This window comes from Mycobacterium hainanense (assembly GCF_041890355.1).
In the GTDB taxonomy this organism is placed as follows: Bacteria; Actinomycetota; Actinomycetes; order Mycobacteriales; family Mycobacteriaceae; genus Mycobacterium; species Mycobacterium hainanense.
The window spans coordinates 3,370,763-3,394,603 of sequence record NZ_CP169059.1; the positions used below are offsets into that span (position 1 = coordinate 3,370,763).

Annotated in this window: 20 protein-coding genes and 1 riboswitch; of the genes, 7 read left to right on the plus strand and 13 right to left on the minus strand. The window is 68.7% G+C overall.

Features of this window, described 5'->3' with window-relative positions; all coding sequences use genetic code 11:
• The first annotated feature begins 89 nt into the window (after positions 1 to 89).
• The 3 genes from ACEL92_RS15600 to ACEL92_RS15610 are packed head-to-tail and all read left to right on the plus strand — an operon-like array spanning position 90 to position 2,022.
• A complete protein-coding gene (locus tag ACEL92_RS15600) occupies positions 90 to 896 on the plus strand; it encodes an SH3-like domain-containing protein (protein ID WP_374026231.1) in 807 nt (268 codons plus the stop codon).
• A gap of 36 nt (positions 897 to 932) precedes the next feature.
• A complete protein-coding gene (gene scnC, locus ACEL92_RS15605) occupies positions 933 to 1,649 on the plus strand; it encodes a thiocyanate hydrolase subunit gamma (RefSeq protein ID WP_374021641.1) in 717 nt (238 codons plus the stop codon).
• 10 nt (positions 1,650 to 1,659) lie between these two features.
• Positions 1,660 to 2,022 (plus strand): thiocyanate hydrolase, encoded by a 363-nt coding sequence (locus tag ACEL92_RS15610; protein WP_374021642.1) that lies wholly within the window; start codon positions 1,660 to 1,662, stop codon positions 2,020 to 2,022.
• A 57-nt stretch (positions 2,023 to 2,079) separates the two neighbouring features.
• Here the strand turns inward: ACEL92_RS15610 and dnaE are convergent, their stop codons facing one another.
• The 5 genes from dnaE to ACEL92_RS15635 form a co-directional block, all read right to left on the minus strand.
• The gene (gene dnaE / locus ACEL92_RS15615) at positions 2,080 to 5,652 is read right to left on the minus strand and encodes a DNA polymerase III subunit alpha (protein WP_374021643.1); all 3,573 of its coding nucleotides are present in this window, start codon (positions 5,650 to 5,652) and stop codon (positions 2,080 to 2,082) included.
• A gap of 229 nt (positions 5,653 to 5,881) precedes the next feature.
• Positions 5,882 to 6,325, minus strand: coding sequence for an SRPBCC family protein (locus ACEL92_RS15620; RefSeq protein ID WP_374021644.1), 444 nt, complete (start codon positions 6,323 to 6,325; stop codon positions 5,882 to 5,884).
• 51 nt (positions 6,326 to 6,376) lie between these two features.
• Positions 6,377 to 8,629: an MMPL family transporter gene (locus tag ACEL92_RS15625; protein WP_374021645.1), complete on the minus strand. Its 2,253-nt coding sequence runs from the start codon at positions 8,627 to 8,629 to the stop codon at positions 6,377 to 6,379.
• Positions 8,630 to 8,716: 87 nt separating this feature from the next.
• Positions 8,717 to 9,520, minus strand: a complete 804-nt coding sequence (locus ACEL92_RS15630) for an SDR family NAD(P)-dependent oxidoreductase (protein ID WP_374021646.1) — start codon at positions 9,518 to 9,520, stop codon at positions 8,717 to 8,719.
• 4 nt (positions 9,521 to 9,524) lie between these two features.
• Positions 9,525 to 10,565 carry an SDR family NAD(P)-dependent oxidoreductase gene (locus ACEL92_RS15635; protein WP_374021647.1) on the minus strand — a complete coding sequence of 347 codons (1,041 nt, stop codon included), beginning with the start codon at positions 10,563 to 10,565 and terminating at the stop codon, positions 9,525 to 9,527.
• Between the two features lie 285 nt (positions 10,566 to 10,850).
• Between ACEL92_RS15635 and ACEL92_RS15640 the strand changes: the two genes are divergently transcribed.
• Both ACEL92_RS15640 and ACEL92_RS15645 read left to right on the plus strand, forming a co-directional pair.
• Positions 10,851 to 11,261 carry a group 1 truncated hemoglobin gene (locus tag ACEL92_RS15640; RefSeq protein WP_374021648.1) on the plus strand — a complete coding sequence of 137 codons (411 nt, stop codon included), beginning with the start codon at positions 10,851 to 10,853 and terminating at the stop codon, positions 11,259 to 11,261.
• A 96-nt stretch (positions 11,262 to 11,357) separates the two neighbouring features.
• Positions 11,358 to 12,119 carry a class I SAM-dependent methyltransferase gene (locus ACEL92_RS15645; protein WP_374021649.1) on the plus strand — a complete coding sequence of 254 codons (762 nt, stop codon included), beginning with the start codon at positions 11,358 to 11,360 and terminating at the stop codon, positions 12,117 to 12,119.
• Between the two features lie 24 nt (positions 12,120 to 12,143).
• On the opposite strand, the gene ACEL92_RS15650 is transcribed toward ACEL92_RS15645, so the two are convergent.
• Positions 12,144 to 13,070, minus strand: a complete 927-nt coding sequence (locus tag ACEL92_RS15650) for an RluA family pseudouridine synthase (protein WP_374021650.1) — start codon at positions 13,068 to 13,070, stop codon at positions 12,144 to 12,146.
• Entirely contained in the window at positions 13,067 to 13,645 is a 579-nt protein-coding gene (gene lspA / locus ACEL92_RS15655; protein ID WP_374021651.1) for a signal peptidase II, read from the minus strand. Before lspA ends, ACEL92_RS15650 begins: the two co-directional genes overlap by 4 nt.
• A 70-nt stretch (positions 13,646 to 13,715) precedes the next feature.
• On the opposite strand from lspA, the gene ACEL92_RS15660 reads away from it, so the two are divergent.
• Positions 13,716 to 14,642, plus strand: coding sequence for an asparaginase (locus tag ACEL92_RS15660; RefSeq protein ID WP_374021652.1), 927 nt, complete (start codon positions 13,716 to 13,718; stop codon positions 14,640 to 14,642).
• Here the strand turns inward: ACEL92_RS15660 and ACEL92_RS15665 are convergent.
• On the minus strand, positions 14,607 to 15,998 hold the full coding sequence (locus ACEL92_RS15665) for a DNA polymerase IV (protein WP_374026233.1): 1,392 nt from the start codon (positions 15,996 to 15,998) through the stop codon (positions 14,607 to 14,609). The two genes, ACEL92_RS15660 and ACEL92_RS15665, sit on opposite strands and share 36 nt — an antisense overlap.
• 49 nt (positions 15,999 to 16,047) lie before the next feature.
• Here ACEL92_RS15665 and ACEL92_RS15670 point away from each other — a divergent pair, with 49 nt between their 5' ends.
• Entirely contained in the window at positions 16,048 to 16,551 is a 504-nt protein-coding gene (locus ACEL92_RS15670; protein ID WP_374021653.1) for a hypothetical protein, read from the plus strand.
• 5 nt (positions 16,552 to 16,556) lie between these two features.
• Here ACEL92_RS15670 and ACEL92_RS15675 read toward each other — a convergent pair whose 3' ends face one another.
• The 5 genes from ACEL92_RS15675 to ACEL92_RS15695 all read right to left on the minus strand — a co-directional run bounded on the left by ACEL92_RS15675 (position 16,557) and on the right by ACEL92_RS15695 (position 23,714).
• Positions 16,557 to 17,321 (minus strand): hypothetical protein, encoded by a 765-nt coding sequence (locus tag ACEL92_RS15675; RefSeq protein ID WP_374021654.1) that lies wholly within the window; start codon positions 17,319 to 17,321, stop codon positions 16,557 to 16,559.
• 255 nt (positions 17,322 to 17,576) lie between these two features.
• Positions 17,577 to 20,699, minus strand: a complete 3,123-nt coding sequence (gene ileS, locus ACEL92_RS15680; RefSeq protein WP_374021655.1) for an isoleucine--tRNA ligase — start codon at positions 20,697 to 20,699, stop codon at positions 17,577 to 17,579.
• Between the two features lie 316 nt (positions 20,700 to 21,015).
• Positions 21,016 to 21,252: an Rv1535 family protein gene (locus tag ACEL92_RS15685; protein WP_374021656.1), complete on the minus strand. Its 237-nt coding sequence runs from the start codon at positions 21,250 to 21,252 to the stop codon at positions 21,016 to 21,018.
• A gap of 288 nt (positions 21,253 to 21,540) precedes the next feature.
• Positions 21,541 to 21,710, minus strand: a riboswitch (M-box (ykoK) riboswitch).
• 265 nt (positions 21,711 to 21,975) lie between these two features.
• On the minus strand, positions 21,976 to 23,100 hold the full coding sequence (locus tag ACEL92_RS15690; RefSeq protein ID WP_374021657.1) for an NAD(P)H-dependent flavin oxidoreductase: 1,125 nt from the start codon (positions 23,098 to 23,100) through the stop codon (positions 21,976 to 21,978).
• Between the two features lie 32 nt (positions 23,101 to 23,132).
• On the minus strand, positions 23,133 to 23,714 hold the full coding sequence (locus ACEL92_RS15695) for a carboxymuconolactone decarboxylase family protein (protein WP_374021658.1): 582 nt from the start codon (positions 23,712 to 23,714) through the stop codon (positions 23,133 to 23,135).
• Between the last annotated feature and the right edge of the window lie 127 nt (positions 23,715 to 23,841).

Below are 23,841 nucleotides of genomic sequence, written 5' to 3' on the forward strand. Positions count from 1 at the left end.
ACCCGAGCGGTGTTACCGTGAGTCCTCGGGGTCATGCACTCTCGCTTCTACGCTTCTACTTTGAGGTAGCGATCGTGGCGAATTCTGTTATGGGCGACTTGGTCAGCCAACTGCGCGTCGCCTTACACCGCTTACAGGACTGGGTCTACCCGGACGAGGTTCATCACGACCACTTTTGCGCCTTCATGAAGACGCCCCACGACGTGGGCGGCGAGCCCGACGCCCCGGCGGTCTTCGAGGAGAAACAGGAAGAGCAGTGGGAACTCAATACGTTCGTCACCTGTGAGGTCCTCGGCTGGCGGGGCATCTGGACGTCGGAGGAGCGCAGACGGCTCGGCAACGTCGATGTCGGAAGGACGCTGTATCAGGGCTTCCCCTATTACGGCCGTTGGGTTTTGGCGGCCGCCCGGTGCCTCATCGACAAGCGCCACATCACCCTCGGTGAACTGATCGAACGGGCCGCCGAAGTGCGCGGGCGCGCGGCGGCCGGCGCGACCCCGCTGGAAGCAGCGCCTCGCGCTGTCGGCGACGCGGCGGCGGTGCCCAGGAACCGCCATCACGTCGAGGCGGTCGGCAAGGGCGACCCGCAGTGCTTCGACGGCCTCGCCGGTGACGCGCGATTCGCGGTCGGCGACCCGGTGGTGGTGCGCGACCTGCCCACCATCTTCTACACCCGAACCCAGGAATACCTGCGGGGCAAGCCGGGAACGGTCGTGCGGGTGTCCTACGAGAGCCTGGTCTCCGAGGACGAGGCGTTCGACCGCGAAGACCAGCAACCGGAGTGGTTCTACATCGTTCGCTTCAAGATGGCCGACCTTTGGGACCCCTACGCGGGCCCGCCGAACGACACGCTGCAGGCGGAGATATCGGAACGGTGGCTGCAGCCGGCTTCCTAGCCCGAGCCGTCACTTATCACTAACCAGGATGGCGAGATGACAGAGCACACCGATGCGGCCCACGAAATCGAACGCCACGCGGCACCGATGGTCGAGGAGGTCACCGACTTCGAAGTGCTGGAAATCGCCTTGCGCGAGCTGGCAATTGAGAAGGGTCTGTTCACCGCCGAGGATCATCGGCGCTACACCGAGTTCGTCGAGCAGATGGGACCGGCGCCGGGCGCCCGGCTCGTCGCGAAGGCCTGGGTGGACCCCGACTTCAAACGGCTGGCCCTGCAGGACGGCATCGCCGCCAGCCGCGAGGTGGGCATCGACTGGCTCCATCCGACCGGCTTCGGCACACCCAGCGACTTCACCGCGCTGCACATCCTCGAGGACACCGAAACCCTGCACCACGTGATCGTGTGCACGCTGTGCTCGTGCTACCCACGTCCGCTGCTGGGAAACTCCCCCGAGTGGTACCGGACGCCGAACTATCGACGCCGCATCGTGCGATGGCCCCGCCAAGTCCTCGCCGAGTTCGGCCTGTATCTGCCGGAGGACGTCGAAATCCGAGTCGAGGATTCGAATTCCAAACATAGGTTCCTCGTCCTGCCGCTCCGGCCGGCGGGGACCGACGGGTGGAGCGAGGAGCAACTCGCCGAGATCGTGACCCGCGACTGCATGATCGGCGTTGCCCTGCCCAAGCCGGGTGTGACCGCCAGCGTCGAACGCCCCGTGCATCCCGCGGTGCGCCCCGCCGAGAACTACTGAGGGCCTAGCGATGTCTGCCGAGATCGACGTCACCGCCGTGCGGGTGCCGACGCTGGAGCAGGTGGCCGGGCGCGACCAGGTGTGGGCGCGGATGGCGCAGAAATACGGGGTGAGCAATCCCGTGCCGCCCTGGAAGTCGAGCCTCGACGGGATGTGTGAAGCGCTCGACAGGCAGGGAACGGCGCTGGAGCTTTTGACGCGCCGGACCGACGAGGATCGCCTCGGCGAAGGGCGTTACGCGGCCCTACCGTATCCGGAGAGCCAGCTCGTCGCGCTGGCGCACTCCCTGGTGGCCCGCAACGTCATCGACGAGGAGGCGCTGGCCCAACGCATGGAAGCGGTTCGAGCGCGGCTGCAGGCCGGCGACGCCTAAAGCCGCGACGACTCAAGTCGCGAGTGTGCTGCCGGTTTCCCGCTCGGGCGGGGCGACCTAGCCGCCCAGGCAGCCCGGGCCGAGCAGCTCCTTGAGGTCTCCCATCAGCGCGGGCGAGGGCGTCACCCGCAGCGACGGGTCCAGCTCGAGGGTGGTGATTCGGTCCCCGCTGATCAGCCGCAGGTGCACCTGAGCGGTCCCGGGGTGACGCGCCAGCACCTGCTTGAGCGCGCTGACCTTGTCGATGGTGCACTGCCGGGTCGGCAGGCTGACCGCGATCGGACGATTCGGCTGGGCGTTGGAAAAGTCCGGCACCACAAGCTCGTTGGCGATCAGGCTGATGCGATCGTCGCGAATCGCGACCTTCGCGTTGATCAGCACCACCGCGTCGTCGGCGATGTCGGCGCCGTAGGCGGAGTACGCGTGCGGGAAGAACATCACCTCGATGCCGCCGGTGAGGTCCTCCAATTGCGCCGAGGCCCAGGGCATCCCGTTCTTGTTGACCCGCCGGTTGACCGACGCCAGGATGCCACCCACCCGCACCTGCGTCTCATTGGGGACGTCGCCGTCCAAAATGGCCGGGATCTGGGTGTCGACCTGGGCCGCCAGCAGGTGCGCCACACCGTTGAGCGGGTGCCCCGACACGTACAAGCCCAGCATTTCCCGCTCCAGGGCAAGCTTGTGTTTGTCTTCCCATTCGTCCTCGGGCACCTTGATGGTGAAGACAGCGTCGGTGACGCTGCCGTCACCGCCGCCGCCGAACAGGTCGAATTGGCCCATTGCCTCGGCCTTCTTGGTGCCCAGCACCGAATCGACGGCGTCGGTGTGCACCAGGAACAGGCCCTTGCGGGCATGGCTGAGCGAGTCGAACGCGCCGGCCTTGATCAGCGACTCGGTGACCTTCTTGTTGCACGCCGAGATGTCGATCTTGTTGAGGTAGTCCGAGAAGTCGGTGAACTTCCCCTTCTCGTTGCGGGTCTTGATCAGCGAACCGACGACGTTGGCGCCGACGTTGCGGACCGCGCCCAGCCCGAAGCGGATGTCCTTGCCGACCGACGCGAAGTTGACCAGGGACTCGTTGACGTCCGGCGGCAGCACGGTGATGCCGAGCTTGCGGCAGTCGGCCAGGTAGACCGCGGCCTTGTCCTTGTCGTCACCCACCGAGGTCAGCAGGCCGGCCATATATTCGGCCGGGTAGTTGGCCTTCAGGTAGGCCGTCCAGTACGACACCAGGCCGTAGCCGGCGGCGTGTGACTTGTTGAACGCATACCCGGCGAACGGAAGGATGGTGTCCCACAACGCTTTCACCGCTTTTTCGGAGAAACCGTTGGCGGTCATGCCCTCGTAGAAGCCCTTGTACTCGGCCTCGAGCACCTCGAGCTTCTTCTTGCCCATCGCCTTGCGCAGCGCGTCGGCCTTGCCCATCGTGTAGGAGGCGACCTTCTGGGCGATGAACATGATCTGCTCTTGGTAGACGATCAGACCGTAAGTCTCCGAGAGGATCTCGCGCAGCGGCTCCTCGAGCTCCGGGTGGATCGGTTTGATCGCCTGCCGGTTGTTCTTGCGGTCGGCGTAGTCGTTGTGGGCGTTCATGCCCATCGGCCCGGGACGGTACAGCGCCAGCACCGCGACGATGTCGTTGAACTCGGTGGGCTGCATGCGCCGCAGCAGGTCGCGCATCGGCCCGCCGTCGAGCTGGAACACCCCCAGCGTGTCGCCGCGACCCAGCAGCTCGTAGGTGGGCTTGTCGTCCAGCGGCACCGATTCCAGGTCGAGGTCGATTCCCCTGTTGGCCTTGATGTTGTCCAGCGCGTCGCCGATGATCGTCAGGTTGCGCAGGCCCAGGAAGTCCATCTTCAGCAGGCCGATGGCCTCACACGACGGGTAGTCCCAGCCGGTGATGATGGCGCCGTCCTGCGGCCGCTTCCACAGCGGGATGGCCTCGGTGAGCGGCTCGCTGCTCATGATCACCGCGCAGGCGTGCACGCCGGCGTTGCGGATCAACCCCTCCAGCCCGCGCGCGGTCTGGTAGATGGTGCGGACGTCGGGATCGGTTTCGATCAGGCCGCGGACCTCGGCGGCCTCCTTGTACCGCTCGTGGTTCGGATCGGTGATGCCCGACAGCGGGATGTCCTTGGCCATGATCGGCGGCGGCAGCGCCTTGGTGATCCGGTCGGCGATGGCGAAGCCCGGCTGCCCGTAGTGGATACGCGCCGAATCCTTCAGCGCCGCTTTCGTTTTGATGGTGCCGAAGGTGATGACCTGGGCGACCCGGTCGTGGCCCCACTTGTCGGCGGCGTAGCGCACCATCTCGCCGCGCCGACGGTCGTCGAAGTCGATGTCGATGTCGGGCGCCGACGGGCGCTCGGGGTTGAGGAACCGCTCGAACAGCAGGCCGTGCGGGATCGGGTCGATGTTGGTGATGCCCAGGGCGTAGGCCACCAGCGAGCCGGCCGCCGAACCGCGGCCGGGACCCACCCGGATGTCGACCGAGCGGGCGTAGTTGATCAGGTCGGCGACGATCAGGAAGTACGACGGGAAGCCCTTGTCGCAGATGACCTTGATCTCGTATTCGGCCCGGTCGATGTAGTCCTGGCCGACGCCGTCCGGGAAACGGCGCGCCAGGCCCGCCATCACCTCGTGGTGCAGCCAGGACGCCTGGTCGTGCCCCTCAGGCACCGGGAAGACCGGCATCCGGTCGCGGGGTGTCCACACGTCGTCATAGGGCTGCACCCGCTCGGCGATCAGCAGCGTCGAGTCGCACGCGCCCGGGATCGTGTCGTCCCACAGTTGACGCATCTCGGCGGCCGACTTGAGGTAGTAGCCGTCACCGTCGAACTTGAACCGGTTCGGATCCGACAACGTCTTGCCGGTCTGCACGCACAACAGCGCCTCGTGGTTGTGGGCCGCGTCGCGGGTGACGTAGTGGCAGTCGTTGGTGGCCAACGGCGGGATGCCCAGTTTGCGGCCGATCTCCAGCAGACCCTCGCGGACCCGCTGCTCGATGGACAGCCCGTGGTCCATCAGCTCGAGGAAGTAGTTGTCGGCGCCGAAGATCTCCCGCCACTTGGCGGCCGACTCCAGGGCCTCGCGGTCGTGCCCCAGCCGCAGCCGGGTCTGCACCTCACCCGACGGGCACCCGGTGGTGGCGATGATGCCCTCGGCATGCTCGGCGATGAGCTCGGCGTCCATGCGCGACCACTTGCCGAGCTGGCCCTCGAAAGACGCCAGGGAGGACAGCTTGAACAGGTTGCGCAGGCCGGTGGCGTTCTCGGCCACCATCGTCAGGTGCGTGTAGGAGCCGCTGCCGGAGACGTCGTCGGACTTCTGGCCGGGATCTCCCCACGTGATCCGCCGGGTGTCGAAGCGCGAGCCGGGCGCGATGTAGGCCTCGACCCCGATGATCGGCTTGATCCCGGCCTTGGTCGCCGCGTTGTAGAACTCGCTGGCGCCGAACATGTTTCCGTGGTCGGTCATCCCGACCGCGGGCATGCCCAGCCGCTCCACCTCCGCCAGCATCGGCGTGATCTTCGCGGCCCCGTCCAGCATCGAGTACTCGGTGTGGTTATGCAGGTGCACGAAGGACGACTCGCGGCGAACGCTTGCGGGAGGGGGAATCGAACCGGTCATAGGGACGCCAGTCTATGACTGAGGACCGACGGGTTTCGGGCGTGTCGCGAAGTGTGTCCCCTATTGATTCGCGGCGACCCGCCGCGCCCGGCCACCCCGCGCTTGCGATCGCCGCTATTGATTCGCGACGACCCGCCGCGCCCGGCTACCCCGCGCTTGCGATCGCCGCCATTGATTCGCGACGACCCGCCGCGCCCGGCTACCCCGCGCTTGCGATCGCCGCGTGAAGTTACCCGGTGGCCTGGCCATAGCGCTCGACGAAATTCTTCAACGACCTCTGCACGTCCCCCTTGACGGCGCGCGCCGCCGCCGAACCGACCGGCCCGAACAACGGCCGCCCGCCCAGCTCCAGGCGCAGGCCGAGCGTCGACCCCTGGTCGGCGGGCCGCACGGTGAGCGTCACGGCGTACTTGGCGCCGCCCTTGCCCGACCCCGAGAGCGCCACCTCATGCGGCGGATCCCACGTCGTCACCGTCCACGTCACCCGGTTGCGGAAGCCCTTCGCCCTGGCCACGCCCACCACCTGGACGCCCTCGCCGAGCTCCTCGGGCAAGTCGCTGCGCCACCCTTCGTGCATCACCAGCCAGTCGCCCAGTTCCGACAGGTCGGCGACGTGATCCCACATCTCCTGCGGGCTCATCGGCATATCGGCGGTCAGGTCAACGGCGGCCATGGCCCGAGCCTAGATTGTGCGATCGGCCCCGCGGGCCTGGTGTCCCGCGCGTTACGGTTCGGGACTGAGGGCCCGCGGCCGAACGTCGCCTTCTTCGGCATTGACGCCGATCCGCTCGTGCAGTTTGGCCAGCGGTTTAGGCGCCCACCAGTTGGCGCGGCCCAGCAATCTCATGAAGGCCGGAAGCAGCAGCATGCGAACGAGCGTCGCATCGACCACCACCGCCAGGGTGAGGCCCAGACCGAACATCCTCATGAACGAGACCTGCGCGGCTATCAACGCCGCGAACGAGATCGCCATCAGGAGCGCCGCTGCGGTCACCACCCGGCCCGAGCGGGCCACTCCCTGCGCGACGGCGTCGTCGTTATCCTCGGGCGTTCGGTTCGAGGCCAGCCAGTGCTCGCGGATCCTCGACACCAAGAACACTTCGTAATCCATGGACAGGCCGAACGCGATGCAGAACAACAGCACCGGCATGTGGACCATCAGGGTGCCGTTGGGAGTGGTGCCAAGGGCACGCAGATGGCCGTCCTGGAAGATCCACACCAACGCGCCGAAGGCGGCGGTCAACGACAAGACGTTGAGCACCAGGGCTTTCAGCGGCATCACCACGCTGCCGGTCAACAAGAACAGCAGCGCGAATGTGATTACCGCGATGATCGACAGCACGACCGGCAGTCGCGACGTCACCGCCTCCGCACTGTCACGGTTTATCGCCGCCCGGCCGGTGAATTGCACGTCGCGGCCGGCCGGACTGGAGACAGCTTGCAAACGATCTAGTTGCCTCTTCGATGCGGCGGAGAACAGCGGAGCCGCGCTGCGCACGGTGAGGAACACGCTGCCGTCTTTCGCATCGGTGGGCGCCGACGGGGCCCCGACCAGCGCGCCGTTCTGGACGGTTCCGCCCGGCGTCGACACCGAGACGACGTCGGCGACCTGCGAGAGCCGGGTGGCATAACGCTCGATGTCACTGGGCGCCAACCCGTTTGCGTCGGGGATCACCACGATGACGTCCTTTGCCGCGTCTGCGGTGAAACCCGAGCGCATCTCATCGCCGATCTGCCGCGCCGATGCCGACGGGGGCAACACACGGTCGTCGGAGAAGCCCCAATTCGCGCCGAGAAAAGGCGCGCCCAGCACCAGTAACAGTGCGACGACCGCTGTCGCGATCGGAATCGGCCGCCGCATCACGGCTTTTGTCGATCGATACAGGAAGCTCTCTTGGATCGGTCGTGGCGCCGGTTCCGGTCGCGCGGCCAGCCGGCGGATGAGCCGACGCACGTTGAGGGAGTCCAACCGGTCGCCGAACAACACGATCAGGGCAGGAGTGACCACGACCGCGGCACCGGCCGCCAAGGCGACCACCGCGACACCCGCGTAGGCGAACGACTTCAGGAAGTACATCGGAAACAGCACCATCGTCACCATCGACAGTGCGACGGTGGTTGCCGAGAACAGCACGGTTCGCCCAGCCGTGCACATTGTGCGAACCAGCGCATGCTCGGCGTCTGCGCCGTCGGCGAGCTCATCGCGATATCGGCTGATGATCAGCAGGGTGTAGTCGATGGCCAGCGCCAACCCCATGGCCACCGTGAGGTTGAGCGCGAAAATCGAGACGTCGGCGAAGAGTGCGATCGCTCGCAGCGTCGCCAAGGTGGAAACGATCGCGAAGCCGCCTACCGCCATCGGGATCGCCGCGGCGACCAGGCCGCCGAATACCCACACCAGCACAATGAAGCTCAACGGCAAGGCAATGGATTCCATGGCGAACAGGTCGTTTTCGGTTTGGTCGTTGATCTGCGCGTAGGTCAGGGCCTCGCCGCCGGCCTTCACCGTGATGCCGTCGCGATCGTGCACGAGCTGCTTTTCCAGCGCCGCGGCGTTCTTCTGAGCGTTGGTTTCACCGCCGCGAACGCCGGCGACGATCAGTCCCGTCTTGCCGTCCGCGCTGATCAGCCCCGACGCAACCGACGGCGGAGCCGTCCAGGCCGAACTGACCTGGGCAACGTCCGGCGACGCTTTCAGCCGCGTGACGATGTCGATGGCCACGTTCCGGGTGCTCTCGTCTTGGGCGCCCGCCGCGGAGGTCACCGCGATGATCATCTGCTGGTCGCCGTAATCGAACTTCTCCGCGAGGACCCGCTGAGCCCGCGCCGACTGCGATGACGGGTCTTGATAGCCGCCGGCTGACAGCGCGTGCAACGCCGAGGCGCCCACAACCGCGGCCATGATCAGCACCAAGAAAGCCGCGGCGATGATCCTGCGCGGCGCGGTTATGGCGAGTCGTGCAGTTCCCCGTAGCACCTGGTGCTCTCCCTACCTAGCGCGAAGGCGCGTGAGTCTACTGTCCGGCCGGGCGCGTTAGGTGCCAAATCGCCTGCACATCCCACATCAGCGGTTGGGTCCCCCGCGGAAGCGGTTACCGATCCGGATCCCCGGCAGCAGCAAGCTGCGCGGCGCGAACCGGCCGCCGGTGCTGACGACCTTGGGCACGACGCCGGGCACCACCGTGCGCCGGCCGGACAGCATGCCGCCGATCGCCGCCTCGGCGACGTCGCGCGGCGAAACCTGCGCGATGGGGATGCTGAACCGCTCGGCGTTGGCGATCTCCGCCCACTCGGTCGGCACCGGCCCCGGGCACAGGCACGTCACCGACACCCCGGTCCCGTGCAGTTCCTCGTGCACGGCCTCGGAGAATGTCTGCACGAACGCCTTCGTCGCCGAATAGACCGCCATGTAGGGCACCGGCTGGAAGCCGGCGATCGACGCGATGTTCATCACCGCGCCCGCCCCGCGCTCGACCATGCCGGGCAGGGCCGCGTGGGTCAGTTCCATCAACGCCAGCGCGTTGAGGGTCACCTCCTCGCTTTCGCGCTCCAGCGGCAGCTCGTGGAAGACGCCGCTGGTGCCGAACCCGGCGCTGTTGCACAACCCGGCGATGGGCTCGGTGCGCAGCCGGTCGGCCAGTTTGGCGCGGCCCTTGGGATCGCCGAGGTCCAGCGGCAACACCTCGACCGCGACCGAGTACTCCCGGCCCACCTCGTTGGCGAGCTCGTCGAGGCGCTCCCGGCGCCGCGCGACCAGCAGCAGCGGGAAGCCCCGCCGGGCCAGCCCGCGGGCCAGTTCGGCGCCGATGCCGGACGAAGCGCCGGTGATGACGACGGTGGTCTGAATGTCGGGTTTCGGAAGGCTCATGATGTCACCAATGTATCCCGCGGGTCGCGCGCACAAACGTCTCGCTGCGTTTGTCGAATTGCGGTGAATTGCTTGGTGATTCGTCGCCCCTGGCGGCGTCGGAGTCACCGAACATGGCGAACGCGCGGTTGCGCACCCGGTCCATCACCGCCGGGTTCACCGCGTCGGCGACTGCGGCGAATTGGCCGAACGGCGAGCTGGCCCGCCGGGGCCGGTGCACGATGGCGTCGGCGATCACCCCGGCCGCCTGGTCCGGCGTCAGCGCCGGGAACTTGTCGTAGAGCGTGGTGGGGCTGATCATCGGGGTGCGCACCAGGGCCATGTGCACGGTGGTGAACTTCACCCCGTCGTTGACCGTTTCGGCCTGCAGGGAATCACAGAGGCTGTCCAGCGCGGCCTTGCTGGCGATGTAGGCGCCGAAGCGCGGCGCGCGGGTCTGCACCCCGACCGAGGAGACGTTGATGATGTGCCCGAAGCCGCGCTCCCGCATCCCCGGGATGAACTTGAGGATGAGCTGGACGGCGCCCAGGTAATTCAGCTGCATGGTCCGCTGATAGTCGTGGATCCGGTCGTAGGACAGCTCCAGCGAGCGCCGGATGGACTTGCCGGCGTTGTTGATCAGGATGTCGACGCCCCCCAGGTCGCCGAGCACCTGGTCGGCCATCGCGGCGATCGCGTCCATGTCGGACAGGTCGCACGGATAGACGTGGGCGGTCCCGCCGTCGCCGCGGATCTCGTCGGCCACCTTCTCCAAGTTCTCCCTGGTCCGCGCGACCAGCACCACCGCGCCGCCGGCTTCCGCGATCCGCTTCGCGGCGGCCTCCCCGATGCCCGACGATCCCCCGGTGATCAGAACGGTCTTGCCGTTGACCGCCTCGTCGAGCGTGCGGCCCTGCACGGCGTCGAGCAGATTCCTCAGATAGAACGGCCGGTAGCGGCCCGCGGAGTTGGGGGTGTTGACGATGTGGGACACCGCCGCGAGCGGCTTCTCCACCAAACTCGCGAGCGGCTTTTCGACCAGGTTGGTGATGTCGCCGAGATTCATTGGCTTTCGCTCCTGATGATGTCGGCCCCCCGACCGCAACTGGCCTGCCCGTTGACCACGACCGCCTTGCGGGGCTGTGTGAATGTTGTGACGTGAGTCATAAGGCCAACCTAGGACATCAGCGCCCCGACCCGATGCAGATTTCCGCCATGTAAAGCGCGCCGCACATCTCACGCCGCGGCGAAGGCGGCCGTCATGGTTGGGCAATCCGGTTGTTACCCATAGACATCGGTGCGTGATTGCCAACTAACCGGCGGGCAACGCCGGAATGTTCCAATCGAGCTTATGAAAATGCTGGCACGCTTCCGCAAGCCACAGTCGGTCACCATCTACGACCGGATCGGCGGGCACGAGGCGATCGAAGTCGTGGTCGAGGACTTCTACGTTCGTGTGCTTGCCGACGACCAACTCGCGGGCTTTTTCACCGGGACCAACATGAACCGCCTCAAGGGCAAGCAGGTCGAGTTCTTCGCCGCCGCGCTCGGGGGCCCCGAGCCCTACACCGGCGCGCCGATGAAGCAGGTGCACCAGGGGCGTGGGATCACCATGTACCACTTCAACCTGGTGGCCCGGCACCTGTCGGACGCGCTGGCCGCGGCCGGGGTGCCGGCCGAAACCGTCACCGCCATCATCGGCGCGATCGCGCCGCTGGCCCCCGAGATCGCGACGGGTGACGCCAACCCAGCCACGGTCTGACGCTTCCGCCGCCGTGGTCACCGCGGCGGGACCGGCCGTAGGCGACGGCACGACCGTGACGGCGATCTCGGGTGTCGCGCGCCTAGCATGCTCGACATGGGCCGCACCTTCGACGACCTCGTGGCCGAGGCCGACGCCGCCCCCGTTGACGGCTGGGACTTCTCGTGGCTGGACGGGCGCGCCACCGAGGAACGCCCGTCGTGGGGGTACCAACGGCAGCTGAGCAGCCGGTTGGCCACGGTGTCCGCCGCGCTGGACATTCACACCGGAGGCGGCGAGGTGCTGTCGGGCGCGGCACCGTTCCCGCCGACCATGGCGGCCATCGAGACGTGGCCCCCCAACGCGGCGCTGGCGACCAAGCGGCTGCATCCGCTCGGCGTGGTCCTCGTCGTGACGCGGGATGAGCCGCCACTGCCGTTCGCTGACGAAGCGTTCGATCTGGTCACCACACGTCATCCGATCTCCGTGTGGTGGAACGAGATTCGCCGGGTGCTGCGGCCGGGCGGCACCTACTTCGCCCAGCAGATCGGGCCCGAGACGATGGCCGAGCTGGTCGAGTACTTCATCGGGCCGCAGCCCGAGAAGTGGGCCGAGTTCCACCCGGACGCCGTGCGCGCCCAGATCGAGGCCGCAGACCTTCAGGTCGAGGACTTGCGCATGGAGCGGATGCGGGCCGAGTTCTTCGACGTCGGCGCCGTTATCTACTTCCTGCGCAAGGTGATTTGGACGGTGCCGGACTTCACGGTCGCCGCCTACCGGGATCGGCTGCGGGAACTGCACGAGCGCATCCAGGCCGACGGGCCCTTCGTCGCGCACTCCACGCGGCTGCTCGTCGAGGCGCGCAGACCGGCTGAGTGATCGCAAGCGCGACCATCAGAATGATCAGCCCTCGGCGCGCAGCACGTCCAGCGCGTGCCGCAGATCCGCCGGGTAGGGGCTGACGATCTCCATCCGCCTGCCGTCAGCCGGATGGGCGAACGACAGCGACCTCGCGTGCAGCCATTGCCGTTCCAGCCCAAGCCTTTTCGCAAGTTTCGGGTCGGCACCGTAGACGAGGTCACCGCAGCATGGGTGATGCAGCGCGGAGAAGTGCACCCGGATCTGGTGCGTGCGACCGGTTTCCAGGTGCACGTCGAGCAGGCTGGCCGCGGTGAAGGCTTCGATGGTGTCGTAATGGGTCAGGCTGTGCCGGCCATTCGTCGTGACCGCGAACTTCCACTCGCCGCCGCGGTGCCGCCCGATCGGTGCGTCGATCGTCCCGCTCGACGGGTCCGGATGCCCCTGCACCAGCGCGTGATAGCGCTTGTCCACCGTGCGCTGTTTGAACGCGCGCTTCAGCACGGTGTAGGCCCGCTCGGAGAGCGCCACCACCATCACTCCGGAGGTGCCGACGTCGAGGCGATGCACGATGCCCTGCCGCTCGGGCACGCCGGACGTGGTGATCCGGTAACCGGCCGCGGCCAGGCCGCCGAGCACCGTCGGCCCGGTCCAGCCCACCGACGCGTGCGCGGCCACCGCCGCGGGCTTGTCGACCGCGACGATGTCGTCGTCGGAATACAGGATCGTCATGCCCTCTATCTCGACGGGCGTGTTCTGCACCGGCGGGGGCGCTTCGGGCAACCGGACGTCCAGCCACGCGCCGCCGGTCAGCCGGTCGGACTTGCCCGCCTGCACCCCGTCCAATTCCACGCCGCCGTCCTCGGCCAGCGCCGCGGCGGCGCTGCGGGACAGGCCCAGCAGGCGCGCGAGGCCCGCGTCCACGCGCATGCCCGCCAGCCCCTCTGGGACGGGCATGGAACGGTGCGTCATCGGGGCTGGTCGGCCTTTCGCCTGCCGACCGTGTCGAAGTCGTAGCCGAAGACCGACAGCACCACCAGGAGGATCGCGCCGCCCACCACCGAGGGATCGGCGACGTTGAAGACCGGCCACCACCCGACCGACAAGAAGTCCACGACGTGGCCGCGCAGCGGCCCGGGAGCGCGGAAGAAGCGGTCAACCAGGTTCCCCATGGCGCCGCCGAGGATCATCCCCAGCCCGACCGCCCACCAGGGCGACACCAGCCGCCGGCCCATCCAGAAGATGCCGGCCACCACGCCGGTCGCGATCAGCGTCAGCACCCACGTGTAGCCGGTCGCCATCGAGAACGCGGCGCCGGAGTTGCGGACCAGCGTCCAGGTCACCGTGTCACCGATGATGGGCACCGGCTGACCGGGCGGCAGCAGCTTGACGGCCAGCACCTTGGTGACGATGTCCAGGGCCAACACGACGCCCGCCACCGACAGCAACAGGCGCAGCCGCCTCGGCGGCCGCGCCGGCTCCGCGGCCGCGGCGTCCCCGGCTTGCTCGGTTGAGGTCACTGGCTCAGTCGATGGTTCCTCGGGCACTCTCACATCATCCCCCAATGCCGGCGCGGGCTGGCCGGTGTTCGCGGTTGGCGTGCGCGATGATTTCATCATGGGCCGGCTCACCGTCATCGCCACCGGAGGCACGATATCGACCGGCACCGGCCCGGACGGCGTACACCGGCCCGCGTATGGCGCGGCCGACTTGGCCGCCGGCCTCGACGTTGACGTCGTCGACGTGCTGGCGTTGGACAGCTCGCAGCTGGTGCCGGCCGATTGGGACCGGATCCGCGACGCCGTGCGGGCGGCGATCGACGGCGGCGCCGACGGAGTGGTGGTCACCCATGGCACCGACACCATGGAGGAGACCGCGTTGTGGCTCGACCTCACCCATGCAGGTGATGTTCCCGTGGTGCTGACCGGCGCGATGCGCAGCGCCGACGCCCCCGACGCCGACGGCCCGGGCAACCTGCGCGCTGCCCTCGCGCTGGCGGGCAGCCCCGCCGCGCGGGGCCTGGGCGTGCTGGTGTGCTTCGCCGGCCGGGTGTTGCAGCCGTTGGGGCTGAACAAGGTGGCGACCAACGACCTGACCGGGTTCGCCGGTGAGCTCATCGGCACGGTGAACGGCGGTGTGACGCTGGCCGGCACCAAGACGCGGCCGCAGCTCGGGGACCTGACCGCGGCCGACGCGCCGCGGGTGGACATCGTCGCCGCCTACCTGGGCAGCGACGGGGTGGCGCTGGACGCCTGCGTGGCGGCCGGGGCGAAGGGCGTGGTGCTCGAGGCGCTGGGCTCGGGCAACGCCGGCGACGCGGTGGTCGACGCGGTGACCCGGCACTGCCGCGCCGGGGTCGCCGTCGCGGTGTCCACCCGCGTTCCCGGCGGGCGCGTGGGTGCCAGCTACGGGCCCGGCCACCAGATGGCGACGGCCGGCGCGGTGATGGTGCCCCGGCTGCGCCCGCCGCAGGCGCGAGTGCTCGTGATGGCCGCGCTGGCCGCGCAGCTACCGGTCGCCGACGTCGTCGCCCGCTGGGGCTGACGGCTCGTTGGCATCCCGGGCCTGCAGCGCGCCTACGTAGTCCGGCCAGTCCAGGGAATCGACCGGGTTGGCTTTGGTCAGCTCGGCGGTGCCCGCGGGGAACGTGCGGGCCGGGCCCGGACCGGAACTGCGGGTCTCGAACCGCGCGGTGACCACGCCGTGGCCCGCGCCCTGCACCCAGCCGTGCCCCAGCTCGGGATGCGTGACGTCGTCGCCGACCCGCCAGCCCTGCTCGGGCGCGGCGGCGAACATCACCTCGGCCGCGGTGGCCACGGTTTCGGCGGGGTGGTCTTCCCCCGCCAGCTCCAGGTCCGGGAACAGCGACTCCTGCCGCACGTCAGTCAATCCCGAAAACCCCACGCCCAGTAGGCGAATCGGCCCGATCTCGCGGGGGTCGAGCAGCAGCCGCCGCGCCACCGCGACCAGCGCGCCGGACTCCGTCGTCGCGTACGGCAGCGTCGCCGAGCGGGTCAGGGTGCTCATGTCGGACTTCTTCAGCTTCACGGTGACGGTGCGCGCGCCGCGGCCGTCGCGCAGCAGGCGCTGATGCGCGTGCTCGGCGATCGGGTCGATCGCCTCGCGCAGCTGCTCCAGGCTGGTCAGGTCGATTGCGAAGGTGGACTCGGAGCTGATCTGCTTGGCCTCGGCGCGCTCGGCGACCGGGCGGTCGTCGATGCCGCGGGCCAGGCGGTGCAGCGCCGGCCCGATCGTCGCGCCCAGGATGTTCGCGGCCTCGGCGTCGGTCAGCGCGGCCAGCTGACCGATCGTCTCGATGCCGAGCCGGTTGAGCTTCTCCTCGGCGACCGGCCCGATGCCCCACAGCCGCCGCACCGGCAAACCGCCGAGCAGCGACCGCTCTTCGGCGCGCCGGACCACCCGAACGCCGTCCGGTTTCGCCAGTCCCGACGCGATCTTGGCGATCTGCTTGCCCGAACCGGCACCCACCGACGCGATCAGGCCCGTCTCCTCGCGAACCCGTCGCCGCAGGCTTTCGCAGAACGCCTCGACGTCCTCGGCGGACGCGCCCGCGAGGCCGGGCGGTTCACCGAACCCCTCGTCAAAGGACAGCTGCTCGACCACCGGCACCACGCCGCGCACGGTGTCGAAGACGCGCCGGCTCGCCACCCCGTACACGACGCCGCGCGGGGGCAACACCACCGCGGTCACCCCGATCAGGCGGCGGGCCTGGTGCATCGGCATCGCCGAGCGGGCGCCGAACACCCTCGCCTCGTAGCTGGCACCGGCCACCACGCCCCGGCCGCCCAGGCCGCCGACCAGCACCGGCCGCCCCCGCAGCGTCGGCCGGGTGAGCTGTTCGACCGAGGCGAAGAACGCATCCATGTCCAGGTGCAGCACCCAACGGGACTCCACACTTCAAAATGCTATTGGTCTAGCGTCGTTGGGTATGGAGCCTGACGGCACCGACGCGCCGAGGTCGCGGTGGGAGCGCCTGCGCCGGCAATGGGACCAGCGGTTGCAACCCGGCGAGCAGGCCACGGTGCTGGCCTGGTCGTCGTTCACGCTCACGTTCGCCGCACTGCGGGCGCTCACGCATTGGATCCGCGCCGGCCATGGCCCGTCGGGTGGGGGTATGTCGATGGGCGGGAGGCACTTTCACCACTACAACATCGGCATCGCGATGCTGGCCATCGTGGGCGCTGTGGGCTTGCGCGGGACCGACAGGCAACGGCGGCATCCCGCGGCGGCCGTCGCGTACGGCGCCGCGAACGCCATGATCGTCGACGAGCTCGCCCTGCTTTTGGACCTCAAGGACGTCTACTGGGCGCGCGACGGCCGCCGGAGCGTCGACGTCGCGGTCGGGCTCATCGCCACCGGCGCGACCATCGTGGCGGGCATGCCGTTCTGGCCGCACGCCCACCGAGCGCTGCGCTCGCGAACGGCCCGATAGCGCGCTCAGGGACGCAGCGGCTGCGGGTGGATCGGCTGCGGCTGAACCGGCTGTTGCGAGACCGGCGGGTGGCAGGCGTAACACTGGATCGGCCCGTGGCCGCTCGGCGCGGGCTGGCCGCCGCCCTGCTGAGTGCCACCTTGTTGGCTGCCACCTTGCTGGCTGCCACCTTGCTTTGGCGGCACCGGTATCGGAACCGGCACCGGCACTATTACCGGCGGGACGTTGACGGTCACGTTGGGCGGCGGCGGGGGGCCCGGATCGGCCGGGGGCGCCGGTGCGGCTGGCGCCGGCGCCGGCGGTGCGAGTGGCGCCGGTGCGATCACGACGGGCGCGTCCCCACCGTTGACCGGCCCGGGCGAGACGTGCCCCGCGTCGGGAGGCGCAGCCGCCGGGGCCGGCGCCGCGGGCGGTGGCGCGACCGCGCTGGGCGCTTGGGGCGTCACCGGGCCGACGCTGGCATTCGGAACCACGACGGCCGGCCTCTGCTCCTTGGCGCCCGACCCGTCGAAAAGCACCAGGCCTAACCCGGCGACCGCCCCGAGCGCCGCCACCACGGCCCCGGCCACCACGGCGTTCGTTGCCCTCGGGCGCGGCTTCGCGGTCACGGTCGTGGCCGGGGAGTCATCCGAATTGCCGGTCCCCGACAGCGAACCGTCCTCGAGCGCGGGGTCGCCAAGCGGGCTCGACGCCCACGCCTCGGCGACGGTGAGGTCCTCGTGCGGGATGGCGGCGAACGTCGTCGACCTGAAGTTTTCGATGGTGCTCATGGCGTGTTCCTTAACCTGGTCGCGCCCCCCGATGGGCCGCTGTCACAGATAGGAGCGGCCAGCCCCGCTGGGGCGGACACTTTTCTCTTCGCGAGAGTGCGACTACCGACGCCCCGACTCGTGCGCTTTCGCCTTCAGCCACGGCAGCCCGCGGCTCCCAGTGCATCGCGGTCAGCGGATGAACCTCGTCCACCGCGAGCCCGGTAGCCCTTGCCAAGGACTCGACTGCCGCAGCTCGCGCTTAACACCGCACGGTCAGGCTTTGGTGATCGCCACCCGGACGCCGTCACCGATGTCGACGGCGTCGCCCGGCTCACCGAATTCGAAACTGGTGGCCAGGATCTCACCGGCGATCAGGTCGGCATGGGTGCGCGCCCAGTCGGCCCGCTCGGCGGGCACCGACATCACCACCGAGATCCGGTCGGACACGTCCAGGCCGGTGGATTTGCGCAGCTCCTGCAGTTCGCGGATGCGGTCCTTGGCCCAGCCCTCGGCCTCCAGCTCCGGTGTCACAGTGCCGTCGAGCACCACCAGCCCGGCCCCACCAGGGAGGGCCGCGGTGAACTCCGGGTCGGCGGCGACCAGCCGGGAGCTGTACTCGTCGGGCAACAGCACCGCGGGACCCGCGGTCAGGGTTCCGTCGGGGTTGACGACGCCCTCCCCCGCCTTGACGGCCTTGATGGCGGCCTGCACGTCCTTGCCCAGCCGCGGGCCCGCCACCCGGGCGTTGACCGTGAGCTCGAACCGGCCGTAGGTGTCGATCGCGTCGGTCAGCTCGACGCTCTTGACGTTCAGCTCATCGGCGATCAGGTCGACGAACGGCTCCAGGCTCCGCGGGTTCTCAACGGCCACAGTCAATTTCAGCAGCGGCAGGCGCACGCGCAGCTTCTTGGCCTTGCGCAGCGACGACGCGGCCGAGCACACCTCGCGCACCTGGTCCATCGCGGCGACCAGGCCGGGGTCGGCGGGCAGCGCCTCGTCCGGCCAATCGGTCAGGTGCACCGAGCGCCCCCCGGTGAGGCCGCGCCAGATGATCTCGGTGACCGACGGGAGCAGCGGCGCGGCCAGCCTGGCCGTCACCTCGAGCACGGTGTGCAGCGTGTCGATCGCGTCGGGGTCCTCCTCCCAGAACCGCGAACGCGACCGTCGCACATACCAATTCGTCAACGCCTCGGTGAACTGCCGCAGGTGCTCGCAGGCCCGCGAGATGTCACAGGTGTCCATCTCGCGGGTCAGGTTGTCGCGCAGTTCGGCCAGCTTGGCCAGGATGTAGCGGTCCAGCACCTGCCGCGAATCGGTGCGCCAGGTACCGACTTTGGGCGCGTAGAGGGCCAGGAAGCTGTAGGCATTCCACAGCGGGAGCAGGACCTGGCGCACACCCTCGCGGATGCCCTGCTCGGTGACGATGAGGTTGCCGCCGCGCAGGATCGGGGAGGCCATCAGGAACCACCGCATCGCGTCGGAGCCGTCGCGGTCGAACACCTCGGAGACGTCCGGGTAGTTGCGCAGCGACTTGCTCATCTTCTGTCCGTCGGAGCCCAGCACGATCCCGTGCGCGACACAGGTTTTGAAGGACGGCCGGTCGAACAGCGCGGTGGCCAGCACGTGCAGGGTGTAGAACCAGCCGCGGGTCTGCCCGATGTACTCGACGATGAAGTCGCCGGGATAGTGCCCGTCGAACCAGTCGCGATTCTCGAACGGGTAATGCACCTGGGCGTACGGCATGGAGCCCGAGTCGAACCACACGTCGAGCACGTCGGGGATGCGTCGCATGGTGCTGCGCCCGGTGGGATCGTCGGGGTTGGGCCGGGTCAGCTCGTCGATGTAGGGCCGGTGCAAGTTGGTCGGCCGCACCCCGAAATCGCGCTCCAGCTCGTCGAGGCTGCCGTAGACGTCGATGCGCGGGTAGGCCGGGTCGTCGGACTTCCACACCGGAATGGGGCTGCCCCAGTAGCGGTTTCGCGAGATCGACCAGTCGCGGGCGCCCTGCAGCCACTTGCCGAACTGGCCGTCCTTGACGTGTTCGGGATACCAGGTGATCTGCTGGTTGAGCTCCACCATGCGGTCGCGGAATGCGGTGACCGCGACGAACCACGACGACACCGCCCGGTAGATCAGCGGGTTGCGGCAGCGCCAGCAGTGCGGGTAGGGGTGCTCGTAGGTCTCGTGGCGCAGCAGCACCGCGCCGTTCGCCGCCGCCGGGCCGCTGCCGTTCTTCAGGTCCCGGATGATGGACGGGTTGGCGTCGAAGACGTGCTGCCCCTGATAATCCGGCACCGTGGCGTCGAAGCGGCCCTTGGAATCGACCGGCGTCACCGGCACGATGCCCACCTTGTCGGTGGTCGCCATGTCGTCCTCGCCGTAAGCCGGGGCCATGTGCACGATGCCGGTGCCGTCCTCGGTGGTGACGAACTCCCCCGGCAGCACCTGAAAAGCCTTGGGGCTGTCCAGGAAATACGGGAAGGGCGGCAGGTAGCGCGTGCCCAGCAGGTCGGCCCCCCGGTAAGTGCCCAGGATCTCGGGCTCCTCACCCAGCTCGCGGGCGTAGGCGGCCAGCCTCGGCTGCGCCAGCACGAAACGATGGTCGCCGGATGGGACCTCGACGTAGGTCACGTCGGGGTTGACGGCGACCGCCTGGTTCGACGGCAGCGTCCACGGTGTCGTCGTCCACACCAGCAGGTGCGCGCCGTCCAACGCGCCGCCGACCACCTTGAATCCGACCGTCAGCGCCGGGTCCTGCCGGCTCTGGTAGACGTCGTCGTCCATGCGCAATTCGTGGTTGGACAACGGGGTTTCGTCGCGCCAGCAGTACGGCAGGACGCGGTAACCCTCGTAGGCCAGGCCCTTGTCCCAGAGCTGCTTGAACGCCCAAATGACCGATTCCATGTAGGGCAGGTCGAGCGTCTTGTAGTCGTTGTCGAAGTCGACCCAGCGGGCCTGGCGGGTGACGTACGCCTGCCATTCGTCGGTGTAACGCAAGACCGACGCGCGGCACGCGTCGTTGAACGCGGCGATCCCCATGTCGTCGATCTGAGATTTGTCGTTGATGCCGAGTTGGCGCTCGACCTCGAGCTCGGCGGGCAATCCATGCGTGTCCCAACCGAACCGGCGCTCCACCTTGTAGCCGCGCATGGTGCGGTACCGCGGAACGATGTCCTTGACGTAGCCGGTGAGCAGGTGCCCGTAGTGCGGCAGGCCATTGGCGAACGGCGGCCCGTCGTAAAAGACGTACTCGTCGGCGCCGTCGCGGCGCGCGATGCTGGCGCGGAAAGTGTCGTCTTGGGCCCAGTAGTCGAGGACCTCGAGTTCCAGAGCCGGGAAGTCGGGTGCGCCGCTCGCCAGCTTGGGATAAGCCCTGGCTTCAGCGTTTTCTGTCAACGCGTCGTCTCCTGCGTGCCTATGGTCAGGCCGGGGACGACGACGCGCTGTCTGCGCGAGCGCCGCGGTACCACCCCGCTTGCCACGCCGTGGCGTGGCCGCTCGTTTCAAGGCTGTGACGGGCCCACCCGTTCGGTTCTACTGAGCCGGCCCGAGAAAGATGCCGGCTGTTCTTCCGAAGGCTCCCCGGTGATGCCGGATCGACGCCGATGGCCCGATTCTACTCAGGCGGAGCACCCCAAGGGGCTACCTGGCCTCAGGAAACACCTGCGGCCGGGTAGCCCCTTGGAGCCTTGGTTGGTCGCTGTCCATCGGATCAGGCCTGAATTTCGAGCACACCGGCCCGCAGCAGGGCCGCGTACAGGTGGCGCAGCGGGATGCTGAGCAGGCGGGTGGCGCCCTCCACCAACGGGTCGCCCACGACGGGCTGCGGGTTGGCCCGCGGGGTGGCCTTCTTGGGCGCGGGGGCCTTGGTCGTCTCGACGTCGCGCACCACCGTCAACTTGCGGGCGGGCGCTACGGTTACCACTTCGTCGTACAGAGCTGCGGTCATGGTCGTCTCCTGACGGGTTCGAACGGGGACTGAATGAATTTGACGTGCCCCGTCCCGCCGCGGTTCCGGTCCCAGAACGCTTGGCCGATAAGCCAGTTAGCGTTTGCGACGCCTCAGCTGAGAACGCCGTGCCGGAGACCGGATCGGGACGAGACGGAGTTCGGACTTCGGTCCGGACTATCGCTGGAACTCATGTGTCCCTCACCTCCTCGCGGTCACGACGCATGCGGTTGTCCGCACACGATTTGCGCGCAGCATGAGGAGCAGAAACCCGACGACCGCCGGTAATCTGCACCCCTCTCGTCAGAGCTTTGGCACCACACGACGTGTCCGGTTGTCCGGAAGCCACCTGGGCTCAACCCTTAAGCCGGGAGGAGCTGTCCTGACCCGGGGCGTCTTTCGACGTTCGGGGTCAGTGGCCTGTATTCGTGTAGACGCCTCACCTAACGAGGTGCTTACCCGACCGATAATGCACGACGGGTCCGACGGGGTCAAACTCATCGGCGCGGGGTTTCGCAATCTTTACGAATCCGCGCGGCCGGCCCACAGGATTCTGCCAGGACCGGGCCGCTGAGCTGGGCGTATGCGCTCCTCCGGACGCCACCGAATGTTCATCTGGTGTTTGCGCCGGCGCCCAAGCGTGTGCGTCCAGGGCGAAGGTTGTCGGCGTGTCGTCGCCGTGCGCGCACCCCGAAAGCCGTCGGCGCACACGCGAAACGCGTCTTAGTTCTCGATGAGCCCGTCGAGCCGCCCGATGGTGTCGATGAATTCCTCGACCATGTCGAGCATCACCGTTCGCGCGGGGCGAACCCGGTCGAGCGAGCCGACCACCTGGCCGACGAAGTAGGTGGCCAGCTCGCGCGCCTTGGCCCCGGGGTGCGCGGCCGCGGAGTTGATGCGCACCTGCGGCTCGCTGACCAGCGCTGTCTGCAGCGGCATGCCGAGGGGCTCGGGATTCCCCGGGCGGTCCCATTCGTCGGTCCAGGCCGTGCGCAGCATCCGCGCCGGCTTGCCGGTCATCGATCGCGACCGCACGGTGTCCGAGGAGGTGGCGGCCAGGAACTTATCCTTGACCACCGGCGGCGTCTCGGCCTCCTCGGTGGTCAGCCACACCGACCCGCACCACACGCCCTCGGCGCCGAGCGCCAGGGCCGCCGCGACCTGGCGGCCGCGGGCGATCCCGCCTGCGGCGAGAACGGGGACCGGCGCCACGGCGTCGACGACCTCGGGCACCAGGACCATGGTGGCGACCTCGCCGGTGTGCCCCCCGGCCTCGGTCCCCTGCGCCACGATCAGGTCGACTCCGGCGGCCGCGTGCCGTTGGGCGTGACGCGTGGTGCCGGCCAGCGCTGCCACCAGCACGTCACGATCGTGGGCGCGGTCAACCAGGTCCGCGGGCGGCGGCCCGAGCGCGCTGGCGATCAGCCGGATGCGGTGCGCGAACGCCACCTCCAGCAGGGGCTCGTAACCCTTCGGCGAGATGTTGAGGCCGCCTGCGGGGCCCCGCGCCTCCTGGGGCGGGGCCGTGATCCCGTAGCGGGCGAGGATGTCGTCGACGAACGCGCGGTGCTCCTCGGGCAGCCGCGCCCGCACCTGTGCGGCATCGATGCCACCCTCATCCGCGCCGACGTACTTCGGTGGCAGCAGCAGGTCCACCCCGAAGGGCTTGCCGCCGGTCTGCTCCTGAATCCACGTCAGTTCGTTCTCCAGCCGCTGGGGGCTGTGCGCCACCGCGCCGAGGACGCCGAACCCGCCCGCATTGGTCACCGCGGCCACCACATCGCGGCAGTGGCTGAACGCGCAGATGGGGAACTCGACGCCGAGCATTTCGGCGACCCTGGTACGCATTGCCCGACGCTAAAGAGCCACCGATCGATATGTCAATCGACGACGGCCTCGGCGGGTGACCGGCCGTCCGGCGGCCAGCTGGACACGCCCTCTTCGAGCGGGACCTGCAGGCTCTGCAGGATCGACGAGACCATCCGCCACGCCCCGATCACGGTGACCAGCTCGATGAGAACCGTTGTGTCGCCTTGCAATTCGCGCTCGCAGGCCGCCCAGCTTGCGGCGCTCACCGCGCCGTCGCGGACCACGTCGTCGGTGGCGGCCAGCACCGCCCGCTCGGCGGCCCCGAACCCGTCGTGCGCCTGCCAGTCGCGCACGCCGAGCAGGTCGTCGGGCGCCACGCCCAGCCGCGACGCGACCCGCCAGTGCTGCGTCCATTCGTAGTCGCAGGCGGTGAGCCAGCCGATCCGCATGATCACCAGCTCGCGCAACCGCGGGTCGAGCGCGCCGTGCCAGAGCATGGTGGCCAGCAGATCGTTGATCGCGCGCGCCAGCGGCGGGTGGTTCAGCAGCACCTGGAAGATGCTCAGCTCGGCCATGTAGTTGGGCACGGCCGCTTCGTCGGCGGCGGCCGTGGCTTCATCGAGCGGCAGTTTGGGCACGCGAGCTGTTGTCATGGTGAACACCTTCGTGTGCTGGCGGGACACCGTCACGATCATCGGCCATGTTAGTCACGAACCGCCGCCCCGTTGCCCGAACGCCGCGATGCCGTGACTGCCCGATCGAAACCGTTGGCGCCCTGCG